Source organism: Curvibacter delicatus NBRC 14919, from assembly GCF_001592265.1.
Classification (GTDB): Bacteria; Pseudomonadota; Gammaproteobacteria; order Burkholderiales; family Burkholderiaceae_C; genus Hylemonella; species Hylemonella delicata.
In genome coordinates, this window is sequence record NZ_BCWP01000014.1 from 1 (window position 1) to 20,505 (window position 20,505).

The 20,505-nt window shown below is 65.6% G+C and carries 15 protein-coding genes and 1 pseudogene; 7 read left to right on the forward strand and 9 right to left on the reverse strand.

Going from position 1 to position 20,505, the window contains the following annotated elements; genetic code table 11:
• The first annotated feature begins 400 nt into the window (after positions 1-400).
• A complete protein-coding gene (locus CDE01S_RS08320) occupies positions 401-925 on the forward strand; it encodes a hypothetical protein (protein WP_157077078.1) in 525 nt (174 codons plus the stop codon).
• A gap of 97 nt (positions 926-1,022) precedes the next feature.
• The gene (locus CDE01S_RS08325) at positions 1,023-1,679 is read left to right on the forward strand and encodes a response regulator transcription factor (protein WP_084382807.1); all 657 of its coding nucleotides are present in this window, start codon (positions 1,023-1,025) and stop codon (positions 1,677-1,679) included.
• A 30-nt stretch (positions 1,680-1,709) separates the two neighbouring features.
• Here the strand turns inward: CDE01S_RS08325 and CDE01S_RS08330 are convergent, their stop codons facing one another.
• Genes CDE01S_RS08330 through CDE01S_RS08345 form a run of 4 tightly spaced genes read right to left on the reverse strand, consistent with a single transcriptional unit; the run spans position 1,710 to position 6,538 of the window.
• A complete protein-coding gene (locus CDE01S_RS08330) occupies positions 1,710-3,650 on the reverse strand; it encodes a hybrid sensor histidine kinase/response regulator (RefSeq protein ID WP_066705839.1) in 1,941 nt (646 codons plus the stop codon).
• Positions 3,647-3,901 carry a type 1 periplasmic-binding domain-containing protein gene (locus CDE01S_RS08335; protein WP_245636141.1) on the reverse strand — a complete coding sequence of 85 codons (255 nt, stop codon included), beginning with the start codon at positions 3,899-3,901 and terminating at the stop codon, positions 3,647-3,649. The genes CDE01S_RS08330 and CDE01S_RS08335 overlap by 4 nt, the downstream gene beginning before the upstream one ends.
• A 20-nt stretch (positions 3,902-3,921) precedes the next feature.
• Positions 3,922-4,584: a type 1 periplasmic-binding domain-containing protein gene (locus CDE01S_RS08340; RefSeq protein WP_066705843.1), complete on the reverse strand. Its 663-nt coding sequence runs from the start codon at positions 4,582-4,584 to the stop codon at positions 3,922-3,924.
• 10 nt (positions 4,585-4,594) lie between these two features.
• Entirely contained in the window at positions 4,595-6,538 is a 1,944-nt protein-coding gene (locus CDE01S_RS08345; protein ID WP_066705845.1) for a TonB-dependent receptor plug domain-containing protein, read from the reverse strand.
• A gap of 92 nt (positions 6,539-6,630) precedes the next feature.
• On the opposite strand from CDE01S_RS08345, the gene moaA reads away from it, so the two are divergent.
• From moaA to moeA, 3 genes are all read left to right on the forward strand, one after another.
• Positions 6,631-7,782, forward strand: a complete 1,152-nt coding sequence (gene moaA / locus CDE01S_RS08350; protein WP_066705847.1) for a GTP 3',8-cyclase MoaA — start codon at positions 6,631-6,633, stop codon at positions 7,780-7,782.
• Between the two features lie 109 nt (positions 7,783-7,891).
• Positions 7,892-8,515 carry a molybdenum cofactor guanylyltransferase MobA gene (gene mobA / locus CDE01S_RS08355; RefSeq protein ID WP_066705849.1) on the forward strand — a complete coding sequence of 208 codons (624 nt, stop codon included), beginning with the start codon at positions 7,892-7,894 and terminating at the stop codon, positions 8,513-8,515.
• Between the two features lies 1 nt (position 8,516).
• Complete coding sequence (moeA, locus tag CDE01S_RS08360) at positions 8,517-9,881, forward strand: molybdopterin molybdotransferase MoeA (RefSeq protein ID WP_066705851.1); 1,365 nt, start codon at positions 8,517-8,519, stop codon at positions 9,879-9,881.
• A gap of 3 nt (positions 9,882-9,884) precedes the next feature.
• Here moeA and CDE01S_RS08365 read toward each other — a convergent pair whose 3' ends face one another.
• From CDE01S_RS08365 to CDE01S_RS08385, 5 genes and pseudogenes are all read right to left on the reverse strand, one after another.
• Complete coding sequence (locus CDE01S_RS08365) at positions 9,885-12,413, reverse strand: cation-translocating P-type ATPase (RefSeq protein WP_066705853.1); 2,529 nt, start codon at positions 12,411-12,413, stop codon at positions 9,885-9,887.
• Complete coding sequence (locus CDE01S_RS08370) at positions 12,410-15,517, reverse strand: efflux RND transporter permease subunit (protein WP_066705855.1); 3,108 nt, start codon at positions 15,515-15,517, stop codon at positions 12,410-12,412. Before CDE01S_RS08370 ends, CDE01S_RS08365 begins: the two co-directional genes overlap by 4 nt.
• A gap of 26 nt (positions 15,518-15,543) precedes the next feature.
• A pseudogene (locus CDE01S_RS08375) lies at positions 15,544-16,689 on the reverse strand (efflux RND transporter periplasmic adaptor subunit); the annotation flags it as partial.
• A 136-nt stretch (positions 16,690-16,825) separates the two neighbouring features.
• Positions 16,826-17,275: a ribonuclease HI gene (gene rnhA, locus CDE01S_RS08380; protein WP_066705857.1), complete on the reverse strand. Its 450-nt coding sequence runs from the start codon at positions 17,273-17,275 to the stop codon at positions 16,826-16,828.
• Positions 17,272-18,078: a class I SAM-dependent methyltransferase gene (locus tag CDE01S_RS08385; protein ID WP_174525457.1), complete on the reverse strand. Its 807-nt coding sequence runs from the start codon at positions 18,076-18,078 to the stop codon at positions 17,272-17,274. Before CDE01S_RS08385 ends, rnhA begins: the two co-directional genes overlap by 4 nt.
• Between CDE01S_RS08385 and gloB the strand changes: the two genes are divergently transcribed.
• Complete coding sequence (gloB, locus tag CDE01S_RS08390) at positions 18,077-18,847, forward strand: hydroxyacylglutathione hydrolase (RefSeq protein WP_066705861.1); 771 nt, start codon at positions 18,077-18,079, stop codon at positions 18,845-18,847. The genes CDE01S_RS08385 and gloB overlap by 2 nt on opposite strands.
• Positions 18,844-20,346, forward strand: coding sequence for a transglycosylase SLT domain-containing protein (locus CDE01S_RS08395; RefSeq protein ID WP_066705863.1), 1,503 nt, complete (start codon positions 18,844-18,846; stop codon positions 20,344-20,346). Before gloB ends, CDE01S_RS08395 begins: the two co-directional genes overlap by 4 nt.
• Positions 20,347-20,505: the final 159 nt, after the last annotated feature.

Below are 20,505 nucleotides of genomic sequence, written 5' to 3' on the forward strand. Positions count from 1 at the left end.
TTTTTATTTGCCGCAGGATCACGCTTTTTGTTGCTATATTTTTGATAGCATTTCGCGCAGATTTGACGGCACCCATGACTTAAAACGTCCCTGTTCGGCAAACCACCGACAGACCGCCCCGTCCTTGGCCTCGGCAAGCCCATCTGGAATGCCGGCGGCATGTGCATCAGCGCGCCGTTCACTGTGTCTGCGCACTGGCGCTGGCTCGTCGGCTCTCGAACTCGCGGATTCACATCCTGTCAACCCGGAGTTGCGTCCCGGACACAGCCTGGCCGCCGCTGATCGCCCACCGCAGCGGCGCTTCTTGCCAAATCGCCGATTCCCTTACACTGGAGCCATGTCGGACAGACCCGGGGTACATCGGGCTGCGCCAGCCAAGACACTCAGGGGAAACATTGACATGTTCGGATTTTTCGGAATCGGACGCGCCGGGCGAAAGCAGCGGGACGACACAGCGACGGATTTTGCGTCCCTGCCATCGTCCTCACTACCGCTCAGCACCCAGCAACATACCGCCACCCACCGCGAGTTGGTGCGGGTTGTGTTGCGCGACACCTTGCGCATGAATGGCATTCCGCCGGAGTGGGTGGGCTGCGAAATCCTGACACGCTCCCGCAGCGTCGGCGATCCGGTCCTGCAGATCCAGGTGCTGATCCATCAGTGGCACGAAGGGCTGTTGCGCTATGCCCCGTTGATCCAGCAGCAACTGCTGCAGGCACTGCAGCGCTTCGACCCCGCCACCGACCATTCCCGGCACACCGTGGTCTGGCGTTTTTCCCCCGCCTGCGAGTGCCCATACACGTCCATGCCGGAGCCCGGCTACTGGACGTCGGCCACGGCCTTGCCGAAGTTCGACCTCGCCCCCTCGGATCTCAGCCATCTTGACAACGGTTTTGCCCCGACCCAGCAAGGACAGTGGCGCTGAGGCGACTCTGACGGCGGCAGCGGCGCGTGATTTGCCCGACAGGGCATCGAACTTCAGCTACCATGCTAGCTGCCCCTGACGAATGCCGGAGAGAAAGTTGAAAATTCTCGTCGTTGACGACCATGCCTTGGTTCGCGAAGGCCTGCGCCAAGTCCTCAAAGGACTTGATGCGGACGTTGACGTTCTGGAAGCCGGTCTGTGCGGTCGCGCCTTTGAGCTCGCAGACCAGCACACCGACCTGGACCTGGTCCTGCTGGACTACCACCTGCCCGACATGAATGGACTGGATGCACTCGACGTTTTCGCCCGGAAACACCCCGAACTGCCCATCATCGTCCTCTCCGGCTCGGTCAATCCACGCGTGATACGCCAGGTCATGAACAAGGGCGCCGCCGCTTTCCTCACCAAGTCAGGCATGAGCGAGGAACTGCTCTCCGTGACCCGTCTGGTACTCGCTGGTGATGTTTATGTCCCTCCGGAAGTGATGGCGGCCATGGCCGACCCATCGGAGGCGGGCCTGCAAGCGGGCCAACCCACGCCCCAGTTCACACCGCGCCAGGAAGAGGTGCTGTACCTGCTGCTGGACGGTTATGCCAACAAGGAAATCGGGCGCATGCTCAATCTGTCCGATGAAACCGTCAAAAACCACGTGACCGCCATCCTGCGCGGTTTTGGCGTGACCACACGCACCCAGGCAGTCCTGGCGGCCAACCGCCACGGCTACGTGCGCTCGCAGACCAGCGACACCGATTAAGGCCAGGGCACCGGCAGGAACCCGGCCGCCCTACGCTGTACCCGACGTGCCATCCCCCTGCGCCAGCCGGCGCAACAAGGTACGCAGCTTCGCCGGTCGGACCGGCTTGTGCAGCAAGGGAACCCCGGCCTCACGGCAAGCCTGCATCAAGACCGGATCGGTGTCGCCACTCATGAGGCAGGCCGGCACCTGATGACCCAGTGCAGCACGCAGCCGGGAGAGCGTCTCCATCCCCGTCGTCCGGTTGCGCAAGCGGTAGTCACTGAGAATGACTTGCGGCACAAACGTGGCCGACACGGCAGACAACGCGCTCTGCAGATCTTCCACGGCCACCACGGTGCACCCCCAGGAGGTCAGCAAACCCGACAAGGCCTGCGCAGAGGCACTGTCGTCCTCGATGACCAACACGTGCAGCCCGTCCAGCCCACCTGACGACAGTGCGTCCGACGACACCGAGGCCTTGGCGGCGCGACCTGTGGGCGCCGTGGTCGGTACTTCTATGCTGAAGCGCGTGCCGCGGCCCGGGATGGACGTCAAGCGCAACGCGTACCCCAATAGCTTGGCGGTACGGTCCACGATGTGCAGCCCCAGCCCCAGCCCCTTGCTGCGATCGCGCTCGGGATTGGCAATCTGGAAAAACTCCTTGAAGATGTCCTGCTGGTGCTCAGGTGCAATCCCGATCCCGCTGTCCCAGACTTCGATGCGCAGATGGCTGCCGCCACGGGTCATGCGGCAAGCCACCAGAACGCCACCACGATGGGTATAACTCAAGGCATTGCTCACCAGATTGAGCAAAATGCGGCTGAGCAGGATCGGATCACTCAACACCCAAGCTTGGCACGGACGCACGCGCAGACGCAAGCCCTTGTCTGCCGCCACAGGCGACAGGCCGCCGCGCAGCGGCTCCAGTAGGTCCATGATCGGGAACGCTTGCAGGTGAACCTTGACGGCATCGGCATCGAGCCGGGAAATATCCAGCAGCGAGTCGAGCAGATCCTGCATGGCACGCACCGATGCTTCCAGATTGACGATCAGGTGCCGGGTTTCTGCGTCATGCGGTAGTTGCGCCAGCCGGGCCACAAACATCCCCAGGGCATGGGTCGGCTGGCGCAGATCGTGGCTGGCCGCCGCCAGGAAACGCGACTTGGCCAGCGTGGCCATCTCGGCCTCCTCCTTTTTCTCACGCAACTCCAGTGTTGCCAGATCCACCCGCTGCTCCAGCTCATCGCGTCCGTGCTCCAGGCGCTCGGCCATCTGGTTCAAGCCCTGCTGCAGGTCGCGCAAAGGATCGTCCGACCGCACTTCCCCGCGCGCAGAAAGCTCCCCGCGCCCAAGGCGTTCGATCATGTCGGACACCCGCAGGATCGGATCGATCACCCCCTGCCCGATGCGCACCGCCAGAAAGCCGCCCAGCAGCAAGCCCCCCAGCGTCACGGCCAGGCCGACCATCAGCATGTCGCGCTCGCGGGACACCACCGTCTGGCGCGACATCTCGATCACCACATGGCCGAGCACCTGGGGCGATTCCCGCGGTGCTGACGCAGCACCATCGAACAGATCATCCAGCCGGAGCGGCGTCACAGTCACCGGTTGCACCAGCATGTCGTGGTGCGTGGTGTCATCGTTCCACTCGCTCTCGCTGTCGCCCAGCAACGGCAGCCCGGCATAGCCGGCCTTGCCGGCCCGGGCCAGCGCGCTCCCCTGGGCATCCTGAATCACCACCGAGCGCACATCCGGCTCGCGCAGGGCACCTGCTGCGATCGCCTGCAAATTGCCGATGTTGCCGGAGAACATGCTGTATTCGCTGGCGCTGGCCACCTGCCGCGCCAGCGACCGGGCACGCTGGTTGTGGGCCTCGTCGATATCGCCAACCCGCCCCAGCAAAAAGACGGCCGAGAGCAAAAAGGCCAGCAGCGTTACCGGCAGCAAGGCCGCCAGCAGCACCCGGTCGCGGATATCGAAGAACTTCATGACCCCTTCTCCAACCGACGCAGGCGCTCCGCCAGGGTTTGTGGCTCCAGATGCAAGCCCAGCGAGCGGGCCACATATTCATTGACGCTGACGCTGAAATTCTGCGGGTACTGCGGCAGGCCGAGCGGTCGCCCCTGGAAAAAACTGCGCGCCATCGTGCCAACCTGCTGCCCGATCTGGGCGGGCGTTGAATACACCGCCAGCAATGCACCGGCGCGCACGTAGGCCGGAGAAAAGGCCAGCATCGGCACCTGCGCACGGAACGAGGTGATCAGGATGTTCTGGATCGTGCTGCTGTTGTATAAATCTGCGGATCGGCCAAGGCCAGCAACAGATCGGCATCGGCCAGAATTTTCTTCAGATCGTTGAAGACAGGCTCCTGCGGCTGCACCCGTTCACTCACCAGTTTCAGGCTCCGCGTTCCAGCCGCCTCTTCCAGCAGGGGCTGCTGCGACGCCGACTCGCTGCCCAGCAGCACCCCCACACGCCGCGCCTGGGGCAGGGCCAGCCGGGCCAGATCGAGCTGGCGTGTCAGCGGCTGGTTGAGATAGAGCGCAGTGAACTGGCTGGACACCCGGCGGCCGCTGTCGCGCAGCACACGCTCGAAACTGGAACGCGGCAGCAAGGCACACAAGACCGGTGCCCTGACATCGCTGCGCGCCAGGACGCTCGCCGCCTCCACGCCCAGGGCGATGAACAGGCGCGCGCCCTGCCCCGCCTCGGGGCTCCATTCAGCCGCCGTCATCTGGTGCACATCACGCCGCGCCACATTGCCGCGGGCCAACTCCTCCAGCACGGCGTCCGCCGCTTCCTGATAGGACGCACTGCGCTCGCTGCTCACGATCACGACGGCCCACTCCGCTGCGTGGACAGAAGCCATGGCGCAGAACAGCAGGAAAAAGGTCAGCAGCAAACGCCGCACAAGCTGGATCATGTCTGCGGGTTCAGTTTTCCAGTTTGAGCATCACATAGGCCTGGTGGCGGAAATAGAAGCTGGGCAGGAAATCCTGGTACGACGGGCCCAGGTTCTGGACGACGAACGAGATCTCACCCCGCCGGTTGCCCAGGCGCAAGGCCTTGGCCAGACGCAGATCGGTGCGGCTCATGGCCGGGGCCTGGGCATCGGTGCCGGGGAAATGGCTGGCATCCACCTGGTGGTACATCAGGCTGGCCTCCACGCCCTGCGGCAGCTTCTGCATCAGCATCAGCCCCATGCTGTTGTAGGGCCGGGCTGGATAGGTGCCGCTGATCGACTGGCTGCTGTCCACCAGAGACTGGCTGAAGATCAGTTGCCCGTCGCGCCAGGGATGCCATCTGAGCTGGTATTCGACACCGTGGATGTTGAAGTTCTCGTCGTTGACGTAGTCGACCGCCTTGTTGTTGCCGCCGCTGCCCGGCAAGTCGTAGTTTCGCGCCTTCACGAAGTCCCGCACCTCCTCCTCGAACACCCGTACATCAATGCTCAGCCCGGCAGCGGGCAACTCACCCAGATAGCCGATCTCGCGCGTCTGGACCTTTTCCGCAGCGACATTGCCGCGTGCGACCGTGGTCGAGTCGATCAGGGCACCGTTCAGGTAGTAGCGCACATTGCCGTATTTCTCATAGGTGCTCGGCGGACGGAAGGCTTGCGTCAGGCCGTAGCGCAGGGTATGCCCCTCGGCAAGGTGCCAGTTCAGCATCAGGCGCGGCGACAGGTGTTCGCCTCCGATGTTGCTACGCTCGAACAGGCCACCGGCGTTCAGCACCAGATCGGGGCGCAGCCGCCACTCGGCATTGCCGAACAGCCGCACGAAGTCCGTCACGAACTCGGAGCCGGTGTTGTAGAGCGGCTGGGAAACGACGGTTTCGCGCCGCAACTCCCCGCCCCAGAGCAGGCGCAAGTCGGGCCCCCTGCGCAAGGTGTGCTGCAGCGACAGGTTGTCATTGCTGGCATGACCGCCGAAATCAATGGTCATGCCGACCAGCGGCTTGTAGGGAAAGTTGTCCCGGATGCGCTCTGCTGTGTGCGACACCTGCAGCGCCAGATCCTCGTCCGGCCCCAGATTGCGCTGCCAGTCGAGCTGGACAAACGAGGTGTCAATCGAGCGGGTCCGCAACGCATTGCCATCCTGATCCGCAAAACCCACCCCGGCATCGATCACCGTCTGTCCGGCACGCACCTGGACCGTGTCATTGGCGTTGGCCCGCACATCGCCGCGCAAATTGAGGCGATGGACCCGGTTGGGCCCATTGGCGCCGTTCAAGCCGAGGTCCGCACGGCGATCGACGCCCAGACGAAAACTGCCTCGCTCATCGCCCCAACCCAGACGCACCAGCGCGTCCTGGATGCCGTTTTCCCCCGAGGCGACCTGAACCTGCGCGCCTTGGGTATCCACCGGGTCACGCGTCACGATGTTGATGGTGCCCAGGAAAGCACGAGCGCCGTAAGCCGCCGAATTCGAACCTCGATGCACCTCGATGCGCTCGATGTCCTCGATCGCCACCGTCTGCAAGCCGGGCCCCGTGCTGCCTTGCATATAAACGGAATAGACCGAACGACCATCCACCAGCACCTGCACATGGTTGGAATAGTCACTCAGGCTGCTGTGGTAACTGCCCTGCGGCGTGTTGCTTTCAAAAGCGGTGCTGGTCCGGAAACCCGGCACCAGCCGCAGCAGATCAGCCACGTCGCGCGCGCCGCTCATGCGGATCATCTGGCGGTCGAGGATGGTGACCGCGCCTGGCGTTTCGTCCAGCCGCTGCGGCAGGCGCGACACCGACAGGACGATCGGCACCTCGCCCAGGTAGTCTTTCTCCGACACAGCCGCCAGTTCCTGCGCGCACAGTGGCGCCGTCCAGCCAAGCGTGGCGAACAGGCAGTTCAAAGGGATCAGGCGTTTCAGGTTCATTGATGGCATCCGGCCAACGACTATTTTCATGGCTGCAGCCCCCGATTCTGCACAGTCCGCAGGGCCTTCCCGGACAGGCGACAATAAGGGCCATGTCCGAACGCGTCATTCCCCTGGTTGACCAGCGCATTCCCACGCTGAGCGCCCCTGCGGCCGCCTTTGATCCGGCCACCCGCATGGCGGCCAACGGCCTGCTGGCCGACCGCCTGGGCCGGCCGCTGCGCGACCTGCGCATCAGCGTCACCGACCGCTGCAATTTCCGCTGCAACTACTGCATGCCGAAGGAAACCTTCGACAAGGACTACCCCTACCTGCCGCACAGCGCATTGCTGAGCTTCGAGGAGATCACCCGCGTGGCGCGGCTGTTTGCCGCCCATGGCGTGCGCAAGATCCGCCTGACCGGCGGCGAGCCGCTGCTGCGCAAGAACATCGAAATCCTGATCGAACAGCTGGCTGCCCTGCGCACCGTGGACGGCGAACCACTCGACCTGACCCTCACCACCAACGGCTCGTTGCTGGCACGCAAGGCCCAGGCCCTGAAGGACGCCGGCCTGCGGCGCATCACCGTCAGCCTGGACGGGCTGGACGACGCGGTATTCCGCCGCATGAACGACGTCGACTTCCCGGTGGCCGACGTGCTGGCCGGCATCGAAGCGGCCAAGGCGGCCGGTCTGGGGCCGATCAAGATCAACATGGTGGTCAAACGCGGCACCAACGAGCACGAGATCCTGCCCATGGTGCGGCATTTCAAAGGCTCGGGCATGGTGCTGCGCTTCATCGAGTACATGGACGTCGGCGCCACCAACGGCTGGCGCATGGACGAGGTGCTGCCATCAAGCGAAGTGGTCAAGCTGATCCAGGCCGAAATGCCGCTGGTGCAACTCGAGCCCAGCGCCCCGGGTGAGACTGCCGAGCGCTGGGGTTTCGCCGATGCCGAGGGCAAGCACGACAGGGCCGCCGGCGAGATCGGCGTCATCAGCAGCGTGACCCACGCCTTCTGCGGCGACTGCAACCGTGCCCGCCTCTCCACCGAGGGCCGACTCTACCTGTGCCTGTTTGCCACCCAGGGCCACGACCTGCGCAGCCTGATCCGCGGCGAGGCCAGCGATGCGGACATCATCTCGGCCATCGGCCACATCTGGGGTGCCCGCGACGACCGCTACTCCGAGTTGCGTGCCGCCCAACCGCCGGACACCGGGCATGCGTCCCAGCGACGTGTCGAGATGAGCTACATCGGAGGATAGGTATGTGGCCCCCACGGTCGCCCACTGCGTGTGGCTCCCTGCCCCCCGAGGGGGCCGCGTTTTGCCTTGGGGCGGCCCGGCGGCAAAACCATCTTCTTTTCGGTAAGCAATGATCAATACACAAGACATCACAGGCCTGATCCTGGCCGGCGGGCGCGGCAGCCGCATGGGCGGCGTGGACAAGGGGCTGCAGAACCTCAACGGCATGCCCATGGCCCTGCATACCCTGCTGCGGTTGCAGATGCAGACCGGCCAGGTCATCATCAATGCCAACCGCAACCTGGCGGCCTACGAGTCCTTCGGTGTGCCGGTCTGGCCCGATGTGCTGGCCGATTACGCCGGTCCGCTGGCCGGTTTCCTGACCGGGCTGGAGCGCTGCGAAACGCCCTACCTGGCCACGGTACCGTGCGACACGCCGCGCTTTCCGCTCGACCTCGTAGCGCGCCTGGCCGAGGCGCTGGAACGTGAGGAGGCGGACATTGCCATGGCGGCCGCGCCAGAGCAGGACAAGGACGGCCAGATCATGCTGCGCACCCAGCCGGTGTTCTGCCTGCTGCGTGTGGAACTGCTGGAAAGCCTGGTGGACTTCACCCACAAGGGCGGACGCAAGATCGACGCCTGGACGGCCTTGCACAAGACGGTGGTCGTGCCCTTTGACCGGCCCGGCGACGATCCACTGGCCTTTTCCAATGCCAACACGCTGGCCGAGCTGCAGCAGCTGGAACGATCCTGACATGAAATCCATTGAGCAGATTGCCGCCGAACTGCAGGGTTATGACCCGCAGGCCCTGAGCGCCACCGCCGTCAACGAATTCCTGAGCCGCCTGGTAACACCGGTCACCGACACCGAAGAGCTCGGCATCTTCGACGCACTGGACCGTGTGCTGGCACAGGACGTGATCTCGCCGGTCAGCGTGCCGCCACACGACAACTCGGCCATGGACGGCTACGCCTTTGACGGCCGCCAGTTGCGTGCTGGCGAAGCTTTGACCTTGACGTCGGTCGGCACGGCACTCGCCGGCAAGGCCTGGCAAGGCAGCGTGGGCGCCGGCCAGTGCGTGCGCATCATGACCGGCGCCATCATGCCCACCGGCCTGGACACCGTGGTGCCGCAGGAGTTCGTCAAGGCTGAAGGTGATGCCATCACCCTCCCGGCCGGCCTGCTGCAGCCCGGCGACAACCGCCGCCAGCTGGGCGAAGACGTCATGGCCGGCCAGCCAGCGCTACAAAAAGGCGAGCGCCTCACGCCCGCTGCATTGGGTCTGGCGGCCAGTTTGGGCATCAAAACCGTGCAGGTGATGCGCCGCCTCAAGGTGGCCTACTTTTCCACTGGCGACGAGATCCTGAGCCTAGGCGAAGCCCCGCGCGAAGGCGCTGTGTACGACAGCAACCGCTACACCGTGTTCGGCCTGCTGACCCGTCTGGGCTGTCAGGTGATCGACTTCGGCGTGGTGCGCGACGAGCCGGCGCTGCTGGAAGCTGCCTTCCGCCGTGCGGCGGCCGAGGCGGACGCCATCATCACCAGCGGCGGCGTCAGCGTGGGCGAAGCCGACTTCACCAAAACCATGATGAAACAACTCGGCGACGTGGCCTTCTGGCGCATCGCCATGCGGCCGGGCCGGCCCATGGCGGTGGGCCGCATCGTGACAGAAGACCAGCGTGAGACCGGTCGTTTCGCCGCCGGGCCGCCCCAAGGCGAAACAGCCCCCTCGGGGGGCAGCGAACCACGCGCAGCGGGGAGCGTGGGGGCCATACTCTTCGGTTTGCCGGGCAACCCGGTGGCCGTGATGGTGACCTTCCTCGCCTTCGTGCGCCCGGCTCTGCTGCAGATGATGGGTTGCAGCCGCCAGGCGCCGCCGCTGCTGCGCGCGCGCAGTGCCGAGGCCATTCGCAAGAAACCGGGCCGCACCGAATACCAGCGCGGTACGGTGAGCTACGGCGCCGACGGCAGTCTGCAGGTGCGCACCACCGGCAACCAGGGTTCGGGTGTGCTCAGTTCCATGGTGCAGGCCAACGGCCTGATCGTGCTGCACCACAGCCAGGGCAATGTGGCCGCGGGTGACGAAGTCGACGTGATGATGTTCGACGGCGTGATCTGACCCTCAGATCCGGCGCGAAACCCACTTCAGTACTTCAAACCAGCACAGGCCCACCGCAGCGCCCGCCAGCGCCAGCGCCCATAACCCGACCGGCAACGGCGCCATGTGCAGCACCTGCGTCAGGGGTGGCAGGTACAGCGCCAACGCCAGCAGCCCCAGCGTCAGGCCGCAGACCCACCACAGCGTGCGGTTGGGCACCTTGAGCGAAGCCAGCAGGCCGCTGGGCCCGGCACGGTTGGAGAAGATCAATGCCAGATTGCCCAGCACCAGGGTGGTGAAGGCCAGTGCCCGCGCCTGGGCTTCGTCCAGATGCTGGGCTCCCCAGAGTTGCGCCCCCATCACCACAACCAGCACACCCAGGCCCTGCAACAGGGCCAGCAACAGGGTGCGGCCGGCGAACAGCGGCGCAGCCGGGTCGCGCGGCGGGCGCTGCATCACGTCGCTGTCGGCCGGCTCGTTCTCGAACACCATGGAACAGGCCGGGTCGATGGCGAGCTCCAGCAGGGCGATGTGCATGGGATACAGCACGATCGGCCAGCCCAGCAGCAGCGGCAACAGCGCCATGCCGGCAATCGGCACGTGCACGGCGAGGATGTAGGACATGGACTTGCGCAGGTTGTCGAAAATGCGCCGCCCCAGCCGCACGGCGCGCACGATGGAGGCGAAGTTGTCGTCCAGCAGCACGATGGCGGCCGCCTCGCGCGCCACGTCGGTGCCACGCCCGCCCATGGCCACACCCACGTGGGCGGCCTTGAGCGCCGGCGCATCGTTGACGCCGTCGCCGGTCATGGCCACCACCGCACCATCGGCCTGCAGGGCCTGCACGATGCGCAGCTTCTGCGACGGCGCAATGCGCGCACAGATGCTCACCGTGCGCAGGCGCTGCTGCAGCTCGGCGTCATTCAGTTGCGCCAGCTCATCACCGCCCAGCACCACGTCGGCCGGCAGGCCGGCCCGGCGGGCAATCGCCTGCGCCGTGACCGGATAGTCGCCGGTGATCATCACCACCCGAATGCCGGCCGCATGGCATTCGTGCATGGCCTGCGGGATTTCCTCACGCAGCGGATCGGCCAGGCCGAGCAGGCCGACGAATTCGAAGTCGAAGTCGTGCTCCTGCGCCGGCCAGGGTGGGCCGGCAAAACGCGCACGGGCCACCGCGAGCACGCGCAGGCCGCAGGCCGCCATGGCATCGGCGGCGGCGGCAATCGCCTTCTGGCGCACGGCATCCAGGTGGCACAGATCGACGATGGCCTCGGACGCCCCCTTGGCAGCCACCACATGGGCCTCGCCCTCCACCGCCTTCCAGACCCGCGCCATGGCACGCAGCTCGGGCGTCAGACCATACTCCTGCGCCAGCGTCCAGTCGCGATGCAGATGCTCGGTTTGCGCCAGGAACTGCTGACCCAGGCGGTGAAACGCCTGTTCCATCGGATCCACGGGATCGCTCTGGCTGGCCAGGATGGCAAACTCGACCAAGGCATGAAAATTCTCGGCCAGCTCGGCACCCTGCACCTCGTCCAGCGCCAGATCGCGCCCGTTGGCATACAGGTGCGCCACGCGCATGCGATTGACGGTGAGGGTGCCGGTCTTGTCCACGCACAACACCGACGTCGCGCCCAGCGTCTCGATGGCCGCAATGCGGCGCGTCAGCACCTGCTCGCGTGACAGGCGCCAGGCGCCAAGCGCCGGCAGCACGGTTAGTACCACGGTGAATTCTTCCGGCAGCATGGCAATGGCCAGCGCAATGCCAGCCAGCAGCGCCTGCAGCCAGTCGCCATTCAACACCCCCTGGACCAGCACCAGCAGCAGACTCAAGGACAGGCCCACCCAGGCCAGCCGGCGCACCAGCCGGTTGGTCTGCCGGCGCAGCGGTGACTCCTCGGCCTGCACGGTCTGCAGCGCCGCACCGATTTGCCCCATCTGGCTGCGCCCCCCGGTCGCCGTGACCCGCGCCAAGCCTTGCCCCTGCACCACCAGCGTGCCGGCATACAGCGCTGCCGAGTCCTCCCCGCCAGGTACGGCAGCCGCCACACCGGCCCCGGGCTGCTTGCGCACCGGCACCGACTCCCCAGTGAGCAGCGATTCGTCCACCTGCAACTCGCCGCCCGACAGCAACTCGGCATCGGCGGCCACACGGTCGCCTTCGGCCAGCAGCATGATGTCGCCGCAAACGAGCTCAAGGCCGGCAATCAGCTGCTGGCGGCCATCGCGAATGACACGGGCCCGCGGGCTGGAGAGATCGCGCAGCGCCTGGATGGCGCGTTCGGTCTTGCCTTCCTGGTACAGCGTCAAACCCAGCACCACCAGCACCATCAACGCCAGGCTCAGGCTCTCCTGCAAATCGCCCAGCACCAGATAAAGGCAGGCGGCCACCAGCAGCAGCCCGAACATGGGCTCCCGCATAGTCTCCCACACGATGTGGCGCCAGGTGCGGGCACCACCGCCGGGCAAGCCATTGGGGCCGTCCGCCGCCAGGCGGCGGGCGGCTTCCGCGCTGCTCAGCCCTTGTTCGGCGCCCGCAGCCTTGATCATGCGTGGGTCGCGCCTTCCTTGGCAGGCTCGGTGCCGTGGGGCAGCGCCTCGTCCGCCACGGCCTGCTTGTTGGCACCCGGCGCGTGCTTGCGTGCCAGCAGGGTGTACATGGTCGGCACCACGAAGATGGTGAGCAGTGTGCCCAGCGTCATGCCACCCACAATCACCCAGCCGATCTGGATACGGCTTTCGGCACCGGCACCGGTGGACAACGCCAGCGGCACGGCGCCCAGCACCATGGCACCGGTGGTCATGAGGATCGGGCGCAGGCGCTGGCTGGCAGCCTTCACCACAGCCTCGAACATGTCCATGCCCTGCTCGCGCATCTGGTTGGCAAACTCGACAATCAGGATGCCGTGCTTGGTGATCAGGCCCACCAGCGTGATCAGGCCGATCTGCGAATACACATTGAGCGAACCGTTGCTCCACTGCAGCGCCAGCAAGGCACCGATCATGGACAGCGGCACCGACAGCATGATGACGAAGGGATCAATGAAACTTTCGAACTGTGCCGCCAGCACCAGGAAGATGAACAGCAGCGCCAGGACGAAAACAATGGTCAGCGAGCCCTGCGAACTCTTGAACTCGCGCGAGGTGCCGTTCACATCCGTCGTGTAGCCGGGTTTCAACGCTCGGGCGCTGACCTGGTCGAGGAAATCCAGCGCCTCGCCCAGCGAATAATTGGGCGCCAGATTGGCCGTGATGGTGACGGCGCGGCGCTGGCTGAAGTGGTTCAGTTCGCGTGGCGCCACCGCCTCGCGCACCTTCACCAGCGAGGCCAGCGGGATCATGGTGTCGTTGCGGCCGCGCACGAAGATCCGCTCGATGTCGTCCGGCGTGTCACGGCCAACCGACTGGGTCTGCACGATCACGTCGTACTGGTCGCCCTCGCGCTTGTAGCGCGTGACCTGCCGGCCACCGAGCATGGTCTCGATGGCACGCGCCACCACATCGACGCCGACGCCGAGATCGGACGCCTTCTCACGATCGACGTCGATCTTGAGTTCCGGCTTGTTCAGGCGCAGGTCAACGTCCGGCGTCAGGAAACCGGGGTTCTTGCCGATTTCTTCCAGGAACTGGCGCGTCACACCGCTGAGATTCTCGTAGCTGTCAGAGGTCAGGATCACGAAATTGACCGGCCGCTCGCGGAACCCCTGTCCCAGCGAAGGCGGCGTGATCGGGAACGCCGACACACCGGGCAGCGCATTGATCTTGGGCTGCATCTCGCGCGCCATCTCCAGCGTCGTGCGCTTGCGCTGCTCCCAGTCGATGGCGCGGAAGAACACGTTGGACTGGCTCACCGTCGGATTGCCCGTGACCGTGAAGATGCGGTCGAACTCCGGGTAAGGCGCGCCGATGCGTTCGATCGCATTGGCATACTTTTCGGTGTAGTCGAGCGTGGCACCGTCCGGGGCATTGATCACGTTCAGGATCACACCGCGGTCTTCCAGCGGGGCCAGCTCGCGCTTCATGCCCGGCAGGATGGCCCAGATCGCCAGGCCGACGCCGGCCATCACCAGCAGGACCACCCAGCGCATCCCCAGGACGCGGCGCAACAGCCGCTCATAGCCATCGCTGATGCCGGTCAGCACCTTCTCCATCCAGCGGTCAAAGAACCAGGGCTTGGCGTTGTGCCGCAACAGCTGCGAGCACATCATGGGCGAAAGCGTCAGGGCAATGAAGCCGGAGACGACCACCGCCCCCGCCAGAGCCAGCGCGAACTCGATGAACAGCCGCCCGGTACGCCCGGGCGTGAAGGCCAGAGGCGCATAAACGGCGGCCAGCGTCAGCGTCATGGCCACCACGGCGAAACCAACTTCCTTGGCGCCCTTTATGGCCGCGCTGAAGGGGTCCAGCCCTTCCTCGATGTGGCGGTAGATGTTCTCCAGCACCACGATGGCATCGTCCACCACCAGGCCAATGGCCAGCACCAGCGCCAGCAGCGTCAGGGTGTTGACGGTGAAGCCGGCCAGCGCCATCAGTGCGAAGGTCCCCACCAGGCTGACCGGGATGGTGACGATGGGAATGATGGACGCACGCAGGGTGCGCAGGAAGACGAAGATCACCAGCGCCACCAGCACCACCGCCTCGATGATGGTCTTGTAGACGCCCTTGACCGAACGGTCAATGAAGATCGAGTTGTCGTTGGCCACGTCGATGCTGATGCCCGGCGGCAGGTCGGCCTTGAGCTTGGGGATCATCTCGCGCACGCCCTGACTCAACACCAACGGGTTGGCTGTGGCCTGGCGGATCACACCGGCCGAGATGGCCTCGCGGCCGTTCAGGCGCACGGAGGTGCGTTCCTCGGCAGCCCCCTCTTCGATGCGTGCGACATCACGCAGCTTGACCGGAAAGCCGTTGACAGTCTTGATCACAATCTCGCCGAATTGCGCCGGCGTGCGCAAGTCGGTATTCGACGTCACCGAGAACTCGCGCTGCCGGCTCTCGATACGCCCGGCCGGCACTTCGAGGTTGCTGCGGCGCAGGGCATCCTCGGCGTCCTGGGTGGTGAGCTTGTAGGCCGCCAGCCGGTCGGGGTCGAGCCAGACGCGCATGGCGAACTTGCGCTCACCAAAGATACGCACATCGGCCGCGCCAGTCACGGTCTGCAGGCGCGGCTTGACAATGCGGTTGACCAGCTCGTTGATCTGCAGCGCATTGAGCGTGTCGCTGGAGAACGCCAGCCAGATCACCGGGAAGGCGTCGGCCTCGACCTTGGCAATCACCGGTTCCTCGATCGCCTGCGGCAGCTTGTTGCGCACGCGCGCCGTGCGGTCGCGCACCTCGGCGGCCGCGGCATCGGCGTCCTTCTCCAGGCGGAAACGCACCGTGATCTGCGCCTGCTCGGCACGCGAGATCGAGGTGATGACGTCCACCGCGTCGATGCCGGCAATCGAGTCTTCCAGCGGCTTGGCCACCTGCGACTCCACCACCTCGGCCGAAGCGCCGGCGTATTTGACCGAGACGGTCACCACCGGCTCGTCGATCTTGGGGTACTCGCGCACCGGCAGCTTGGTAAAGCTGACCGCGCCAATGAGCAACACCAGCAGTGACAGCACGGTGGCGAACACCGGCCGGCGAATGGCTACTTCAGGCAATTGCATGAACCGCTCCGTGCCTCAGGCGTTCAAGGCTTGGCCGCCGGGGGGCGGCCGGTGTCGATGACCTTGATCACCGTGCCATCTTTCTGCAAGCGTTGGTGGCCTGCTGTCACCACTGTGTCGCCTTCGCTCAGGCCGTCGAGAATTTCCACCCGACCCGGGCGGCGGATGCCGACCTTGACCTCCACCCGCTTCGAGACCTGGTTGTCCTTCTCCGCGCCGTTGACCACCTTGATCACGAACTGGCGCCCGCCCTGCGGCACGATGGCCTCCTCCGGAATCACCTTGGCCCGCTCCCGCTCGCCGAACACCGTGGTAACCCGGGCGAACATGCCCGGGCGCAACACCTGCTGGCGGTTGTCGATGGTGGCGCGCACGGCAATGGAGCGGCCATTGGCATCGATCAGGGGGTCAACCGCCTGGATCAGGGCGTCGAACTTGCGCCCCGGCAAGGCATCGATCTCGACCACGGCCTTCTGGCCCTTGCTCACCTGCGTCTGGAAACGCTCGGGCAGGCGGTAATCCACATAGACCACATCGATGTCCTCGACGTTGACCATGTCGGTACCGTCCTTCAGGTAGTCGCCGACATTGACCGCACGGATGCCGGCGATGCCGTCGAACGGCGCCACGATCTTCAGGCGTGCCGCCGTGGCCTGCGCCAGGGCCAGCTTGGCCAGGGCGACGTCCAGGTTGGCAGCACTCTCGTCCACCGTGCGCTGGCTGATGAAGTTCTGCGCCAGCAACTCCTGGTTGCGCTTGTGGTTGGCACGCGCAATCGACAGTTCCGCCTCACTTTGCTTGACCTGGGCCTGCGGCAACTGGTCGTCGAGCTGCACCAGCAGCTGACCACGGCGCACACGTTCGCCGTCGCGGAAATTGAGGCGGGTCACACGACCGCTGACCTCGGGCCGCAGCACCACCCCCTGGCGCGAGCGCAGGCTGCCGACCGCCTGCACGTCATCCACCAGCTTGCTGATTTCCACCCGGGCCACCTCGACCGTGACCGGTCGGCTGGCACCGGCTGCAGCACTGGAGGCTGGTGCCGGGCCGGCGGCTGCGCCTGGCGCAGGCGTATCGGAGGATGGAGCCCGGTGCTGATACCACCACGCGGCCCCGGAAGCCGCCACGATGCCGACAGCGGCAACGACTGGATAAAGAAGTTTGGATGCCATGAACGCTGATTTCTTCTCGTGCAGGAACACTCTCTGAACAATCTGCCAATGTAGCAGCCCCCCATGGTCACTGCATGCGTGATGTCCCTAGCCCATTGGCCGAAACGGGCAACTTTGCCTGCTCTTTACACACGGGCTAGGCCTGCCGCATGGCCTGCTCCACCCCCCGGTTGGCCAGATCATCGGCCCGCTCATTGCCCGGATCACCGTTGTGACCCTTGACCCAGCGCCACTCGATCTTGTGGCCGGCGTTCGCCACCAGGGTGTCCAGCCGCTGCCACAGATCGACGTTCTTCACCGGCTGCTTGGAGGCCGTCTTCCAGCCCTTGGCTTTCCAGCCCACCAGCCACTCGGTCATGCCCTTGAGCACGTACTGGCTGTCGGCATGCAGGAACACATGGCAGGGGCGTTTGAGTGCCTCCAGGGCCATGATCACCGCCATCAGTTCCATGCGGTTGTTGGTGGTCTCACGCTCGCCGCCAAACAGCTCTTTTTCGGTGGCGCCGGATTTCAGCAGCACACCCCAGCCACCTGGGCCAGGATTGCCCTTGCAGGCGCCATCGGTATAGATTTCAACGTGGTTCAATCGGTTTTCCCATTCATCGTGATCACGTGATTGTCGCTGCTGCGGTTGGCCATCGGCACCGTGGCACTGGCCCGGCTGGGCACCGTCTTCCAGCTGGCGCCGAGCAGGCGCACACCGTGCACGCGCTTGACCGCCACCAGAAAATACACGGCACCAAAAATCGGCCACCAGCGCGCGCCCAGGCGGTCCAGCCCCTCCAGACGGCGCTGCCACTTCTCGGCACGCACCGCCGGCAGGTAGCAGCCGAAATGGCCGTCTTCGATCTCGAAGTCGAGCAGATGCAGCCAGTCGCGCAGGCGGCGGTAGCCGATCAACTGGGGTAACTCCGGCAAAAAAGGCTCACCCCAGCCAAGACGCCGGCACAAGCGGTCGCGTTGCCGGCGCAGCCCCCACAGGCTGGCCGGATTGAAACCACTGATCACCACCCGCCCTTCGGGCACCAGCACGCGCGCCACCTCACGCAAGGTGGCATGCGGATCAGGGTGGCTGTCCAGCGCGTGCGGCAGCGCCACCAGATCGAGGCTGGACGCCGGGAACGGGAGGGCCGCGTAATCGGTCAGCAAGGCCAGGGGGCGCTGGCCGAGTGACGCTGGCCGGGCCTGCATCGGCTCGCCCATGGCCAGCCAGCGATGCGGCATGCGATTGGCCTGCAGGGCATCCAGTGCCGGCAGCCCCAGCTGCAGGGCGTGGTAGCCGAAGATGTCGGCCACCGCCTGCTCGAACTGGCGGTGTTCCCAGTCGAGCAGATAGCGTCCCGGCGGGGCCCCAAACCAGTCCTGCAAACCTATAATCCCATTGCTCATGGTCTTGATTCCACTTCCTGCTCTGGCCGACAACTACATCTGGATGCTGCACGACGGGCATCAGGCCCTTGTCGTCGACCCCGGAGACGCACAACCGGTGATGCAGGCATTGCAGGATCAGAACCTGCAGTTGCAGGCCATTCTAGTCACCCACCACCATGCCGATCATGTCGGCGGCGTGACGGCGCTGCGCGAAGCCACCGGCGCCACCGTGTACGGGCCGGCAGCGGAAGACATCCCCGAACCGCTGGTTCGCCTCAGTGGCGGCGACCAGTTGCAGGCCATTGGCATCGACTTCCAGGTGCTGGACGTGCCCGGCCACACAGCCGGCCATATCGCCTTTTATGCCGCCGACATGGACGGCAGCCCGCTGCTGTTCTGCGGCGACACCCTGTTTTCCGGCGGCTGCGGCCGCCTGTTCGAAGGCACGCCGGCGCAGATGCTGGCCTCGCTCGACCAGTTGGCAGCCCTGCCCGGCACCACCCGCGTCTGCTGCACGCACGAATACACCCTGAGCAACCTGCGCTTTGCCCGTGCCGTCGAGCCGGACAATGCGGCGCTCGCCCGCTACACGGCCGAGTGCGAAGCCCGGCGCGCGCGCCAGTTGCCCACCCTGCCCTCGTCGATCGCGCTGGAACGCGAGATCAACCCTTTTCTGCGTTCGCGCCAACCCAGCGTCACGGCGGCCGTGCAGACCTTCGATGCGGCCGCCCGCCATGAGACCGCTGTGTTTGGCGCCTTGCGTGAATGGAAGAACCAGTTCAAATGAAATTCCTCATCTCCGCGGCCTTGGCCGGCCTGCTCCTCTTGAGCGGCTGCGCCAACATGGCGCCTGCCAACCCCACCGCATCGGCGGATGCCGGAACACCCCGCAGCAGCAGTCGTGCGCCGACCTTGCCCGCCGGCAACCTGTCGCCGATCCAGGCCCGCAACACCGCTGCACGCGGCGGGGTCGCTCCCCTGACTGCCCCGGCCGACCTGTGGGAACGCATCCGCCTCGGCTTTGCCATGCCCGAACTCGACAGCGACCTGGTGCGCGACCGCGAGCAGTGGTATGCCAGCCGGCCCGACTATATCTTCCGCATGACGGAGCGCTCGCGCAAATACCTGTTCCACATCGTCGAGGAACTGGAGCGGCGCAACATGCCGACCGAGCTGGCCCTGCTGCCCTTCATCGAGAGCGCCTTCAACCCGCAAGCGGTATCGAGTGCCAAGGCCGCCGGCATGTGGCAGTTCATGCCCGCCACCGGCAAGTACTTTGAACTGAAGCAGAACGTGTTCCGCGATGACCGACGCGACGTGCTGGCCTCCACCCGCGCGGCACTCGACTACCTGCAGAAGCTCTACGGCATGTTCGGCGACTGGCACCTGGCGCTGGCCGCCTACAACTGGGGCGAAGGCAGTGTCGGACGTGCCATCGCCAAGAACCAGCGCGCCGGCGTCGGCACCACCTACCTCGACCTCAACATGCCGATGGAGACGCGCTTCTACGTGCCCAAGCTGCAGGCCGTGAAGAACATCGTGGCCCGTCCTCAGGACTTCAATGCGCAGCTGCCGCTGATCGAGAACCACCCCTACTTCGACAGCGTCACCATCACGCGCGACATCGATGTCGCCCTGGCCGCCAAGCTGGCCGAGGTGCCGCTGGAGGACTTCAAGGCGCTCAATCCCTCGCTGAACAAGCCGGTGATCCTGGCTGCGGGCACGCCCCAGATCCTGCTGCCCTGGGACAACGCCACCCGCTTCCAGCGCAATCTGGAAGCCTACAGTTCACGGCTGGCCAGCTGGACGGTGTGGGTCGCGCCCAGCACCATGAAGGTGGCCGATGCCGCCAAACGTGCCGGCATGAGCGAGGCCGAGCTGCGCAACGTCAACAACATCCCGCCGCGCATGCTGATCCGCGCCGGCTCCACCCTGCTGGTGCCGCGCTATGCCCACCATGAGAACGACGTGACCGAGCGCATCGCCGACAACGGCCAGGTGGCCTTTGCTCCCGAAGTCGTGCTGCGCCGCACCGTCGTCAAGGCCGGCAAGCACGAGTCGGTGGCCAGCATCGCCAAGCGCTACCGCCAGACCCCGGCCAGCGTGGCCGAGTGGAACAAGGTCAGTGCCTCGGCCGCCTTCAAGGCCGGCCAGCAGGTGGTGCTGTTCCTGCCGGTGCAGCCACGCGCCATGGCCAAAGCCAAGACCGCCACCCGCGTCGTGGCCAAGGCAACCCCACGCGCCAGGCCAGCCAAAGCCCCGGCCACCAAAGTGGCCCGCCGCTGATTCAAGCCACAAGTGCCGTCCGCCCCTTCAACGGGGCGCGGCAGGCTATTGTTTTTATAGCAAATGGATTGACCCCAGCGTTGGCGCGCGGCCTGCCCGCCGAGAGCAAGGCCCGCAAGCGCAGCGGCACCGCTCGGCCAGAGACCCGGCAGGTGCACC

What these genes read in the sequence shown, in the direction of transcription:
- CDE01S_RS08330 (WP_066705839.1), bottom strand. Translation starts at nt 3,650, where the DNA reads ATGAAGTTCTTCGATATCCGCGACCGGGTGCTGCTGGCGGCCTTGCTG.
- moeA (WP_066705851.1), top strand. Translation starts at nt 8,517, where the DNA reads ATGAAATCCATTGAGCAGATTGCCGCCGAACTGCAGGGTTATGACCCG.
- moaA (WP_066705847.1), top strand. Translation starts at nt 6,631, where the DNA reads ATGTCCGAACGCGTCATTCCCCTGGTTGACCAGCGCATTCCCACGCTG.
- gloB (WP_066705861.1), top strand. Translation starts at nt 18,077, where the DNA reads ATGGTCTTGATTCCACTTCCTGCTCTGGCCGACAACTACATCTGGATG.
- mobA (WP_066705849.1), top strand. Translation starts at nt 7,892, where the DNA reads ATGATCAATACACAAGACATCACAGGCCTGATCCTGGCCGGCGGGCGC.
- CDE01S_RS08345 (WP_066705845.1), bottom strand. Translation starts at nt 6,538, where the DNA reads ATGAACCTGAAACGCCTGATCCCTTTGAACTGCCTGTTCGCCACGCTT.
- CDE01S_RS08320 (WP_157077078.1), top strand. Translation starts at nt 401, where the DNA reads ATGTTCGGATTTTTCGGAATCGGACGCGCCGGGCGAAAGCAGCGGGAC.
- CDE01S_RS08370 (WP_066705855.1), bottom strand. Translation starts at nt 15,517, where the DNA reads ATGCAATTGCCTGAAGTAGCCATTCGCCGGCCGGTGTTCGCCACCGTG.
- CDE01S_RS08365 (WP_066705853.1), bottom strand. Translation starts at nt 12,413, where the DNA reads ATGATCAAGGCTGCGGGCGCCGAACAAGGGCTGAGCAGCGCGGAAGCC.
- CDE01S_RS08340 (WP_066705843.1), bottom strand. Translation starts at nt 4,584, where the DNA reads ATGATCCAGCTTGTGCGGCGTTTGCTGCTGACCTTTTTCCTGCTGTTC.
- CDE01S_RS08385 (WP_174525457.1), bottom strand. Translation starts at nt 18,078, where the DNA reads ATGAGCAATGGGATTATAGGTTTGCAGGACTGGTTTGGGGCCCCGCCG.
- CDE01S_RS08395 (WP_066705863.1), top strand. Translation starts at nt 18,844, where the DNA reads ATGAAATTCCTCATCTCCGCGGCCTTGGCCGGCCTGCTCCTCTTGAGC.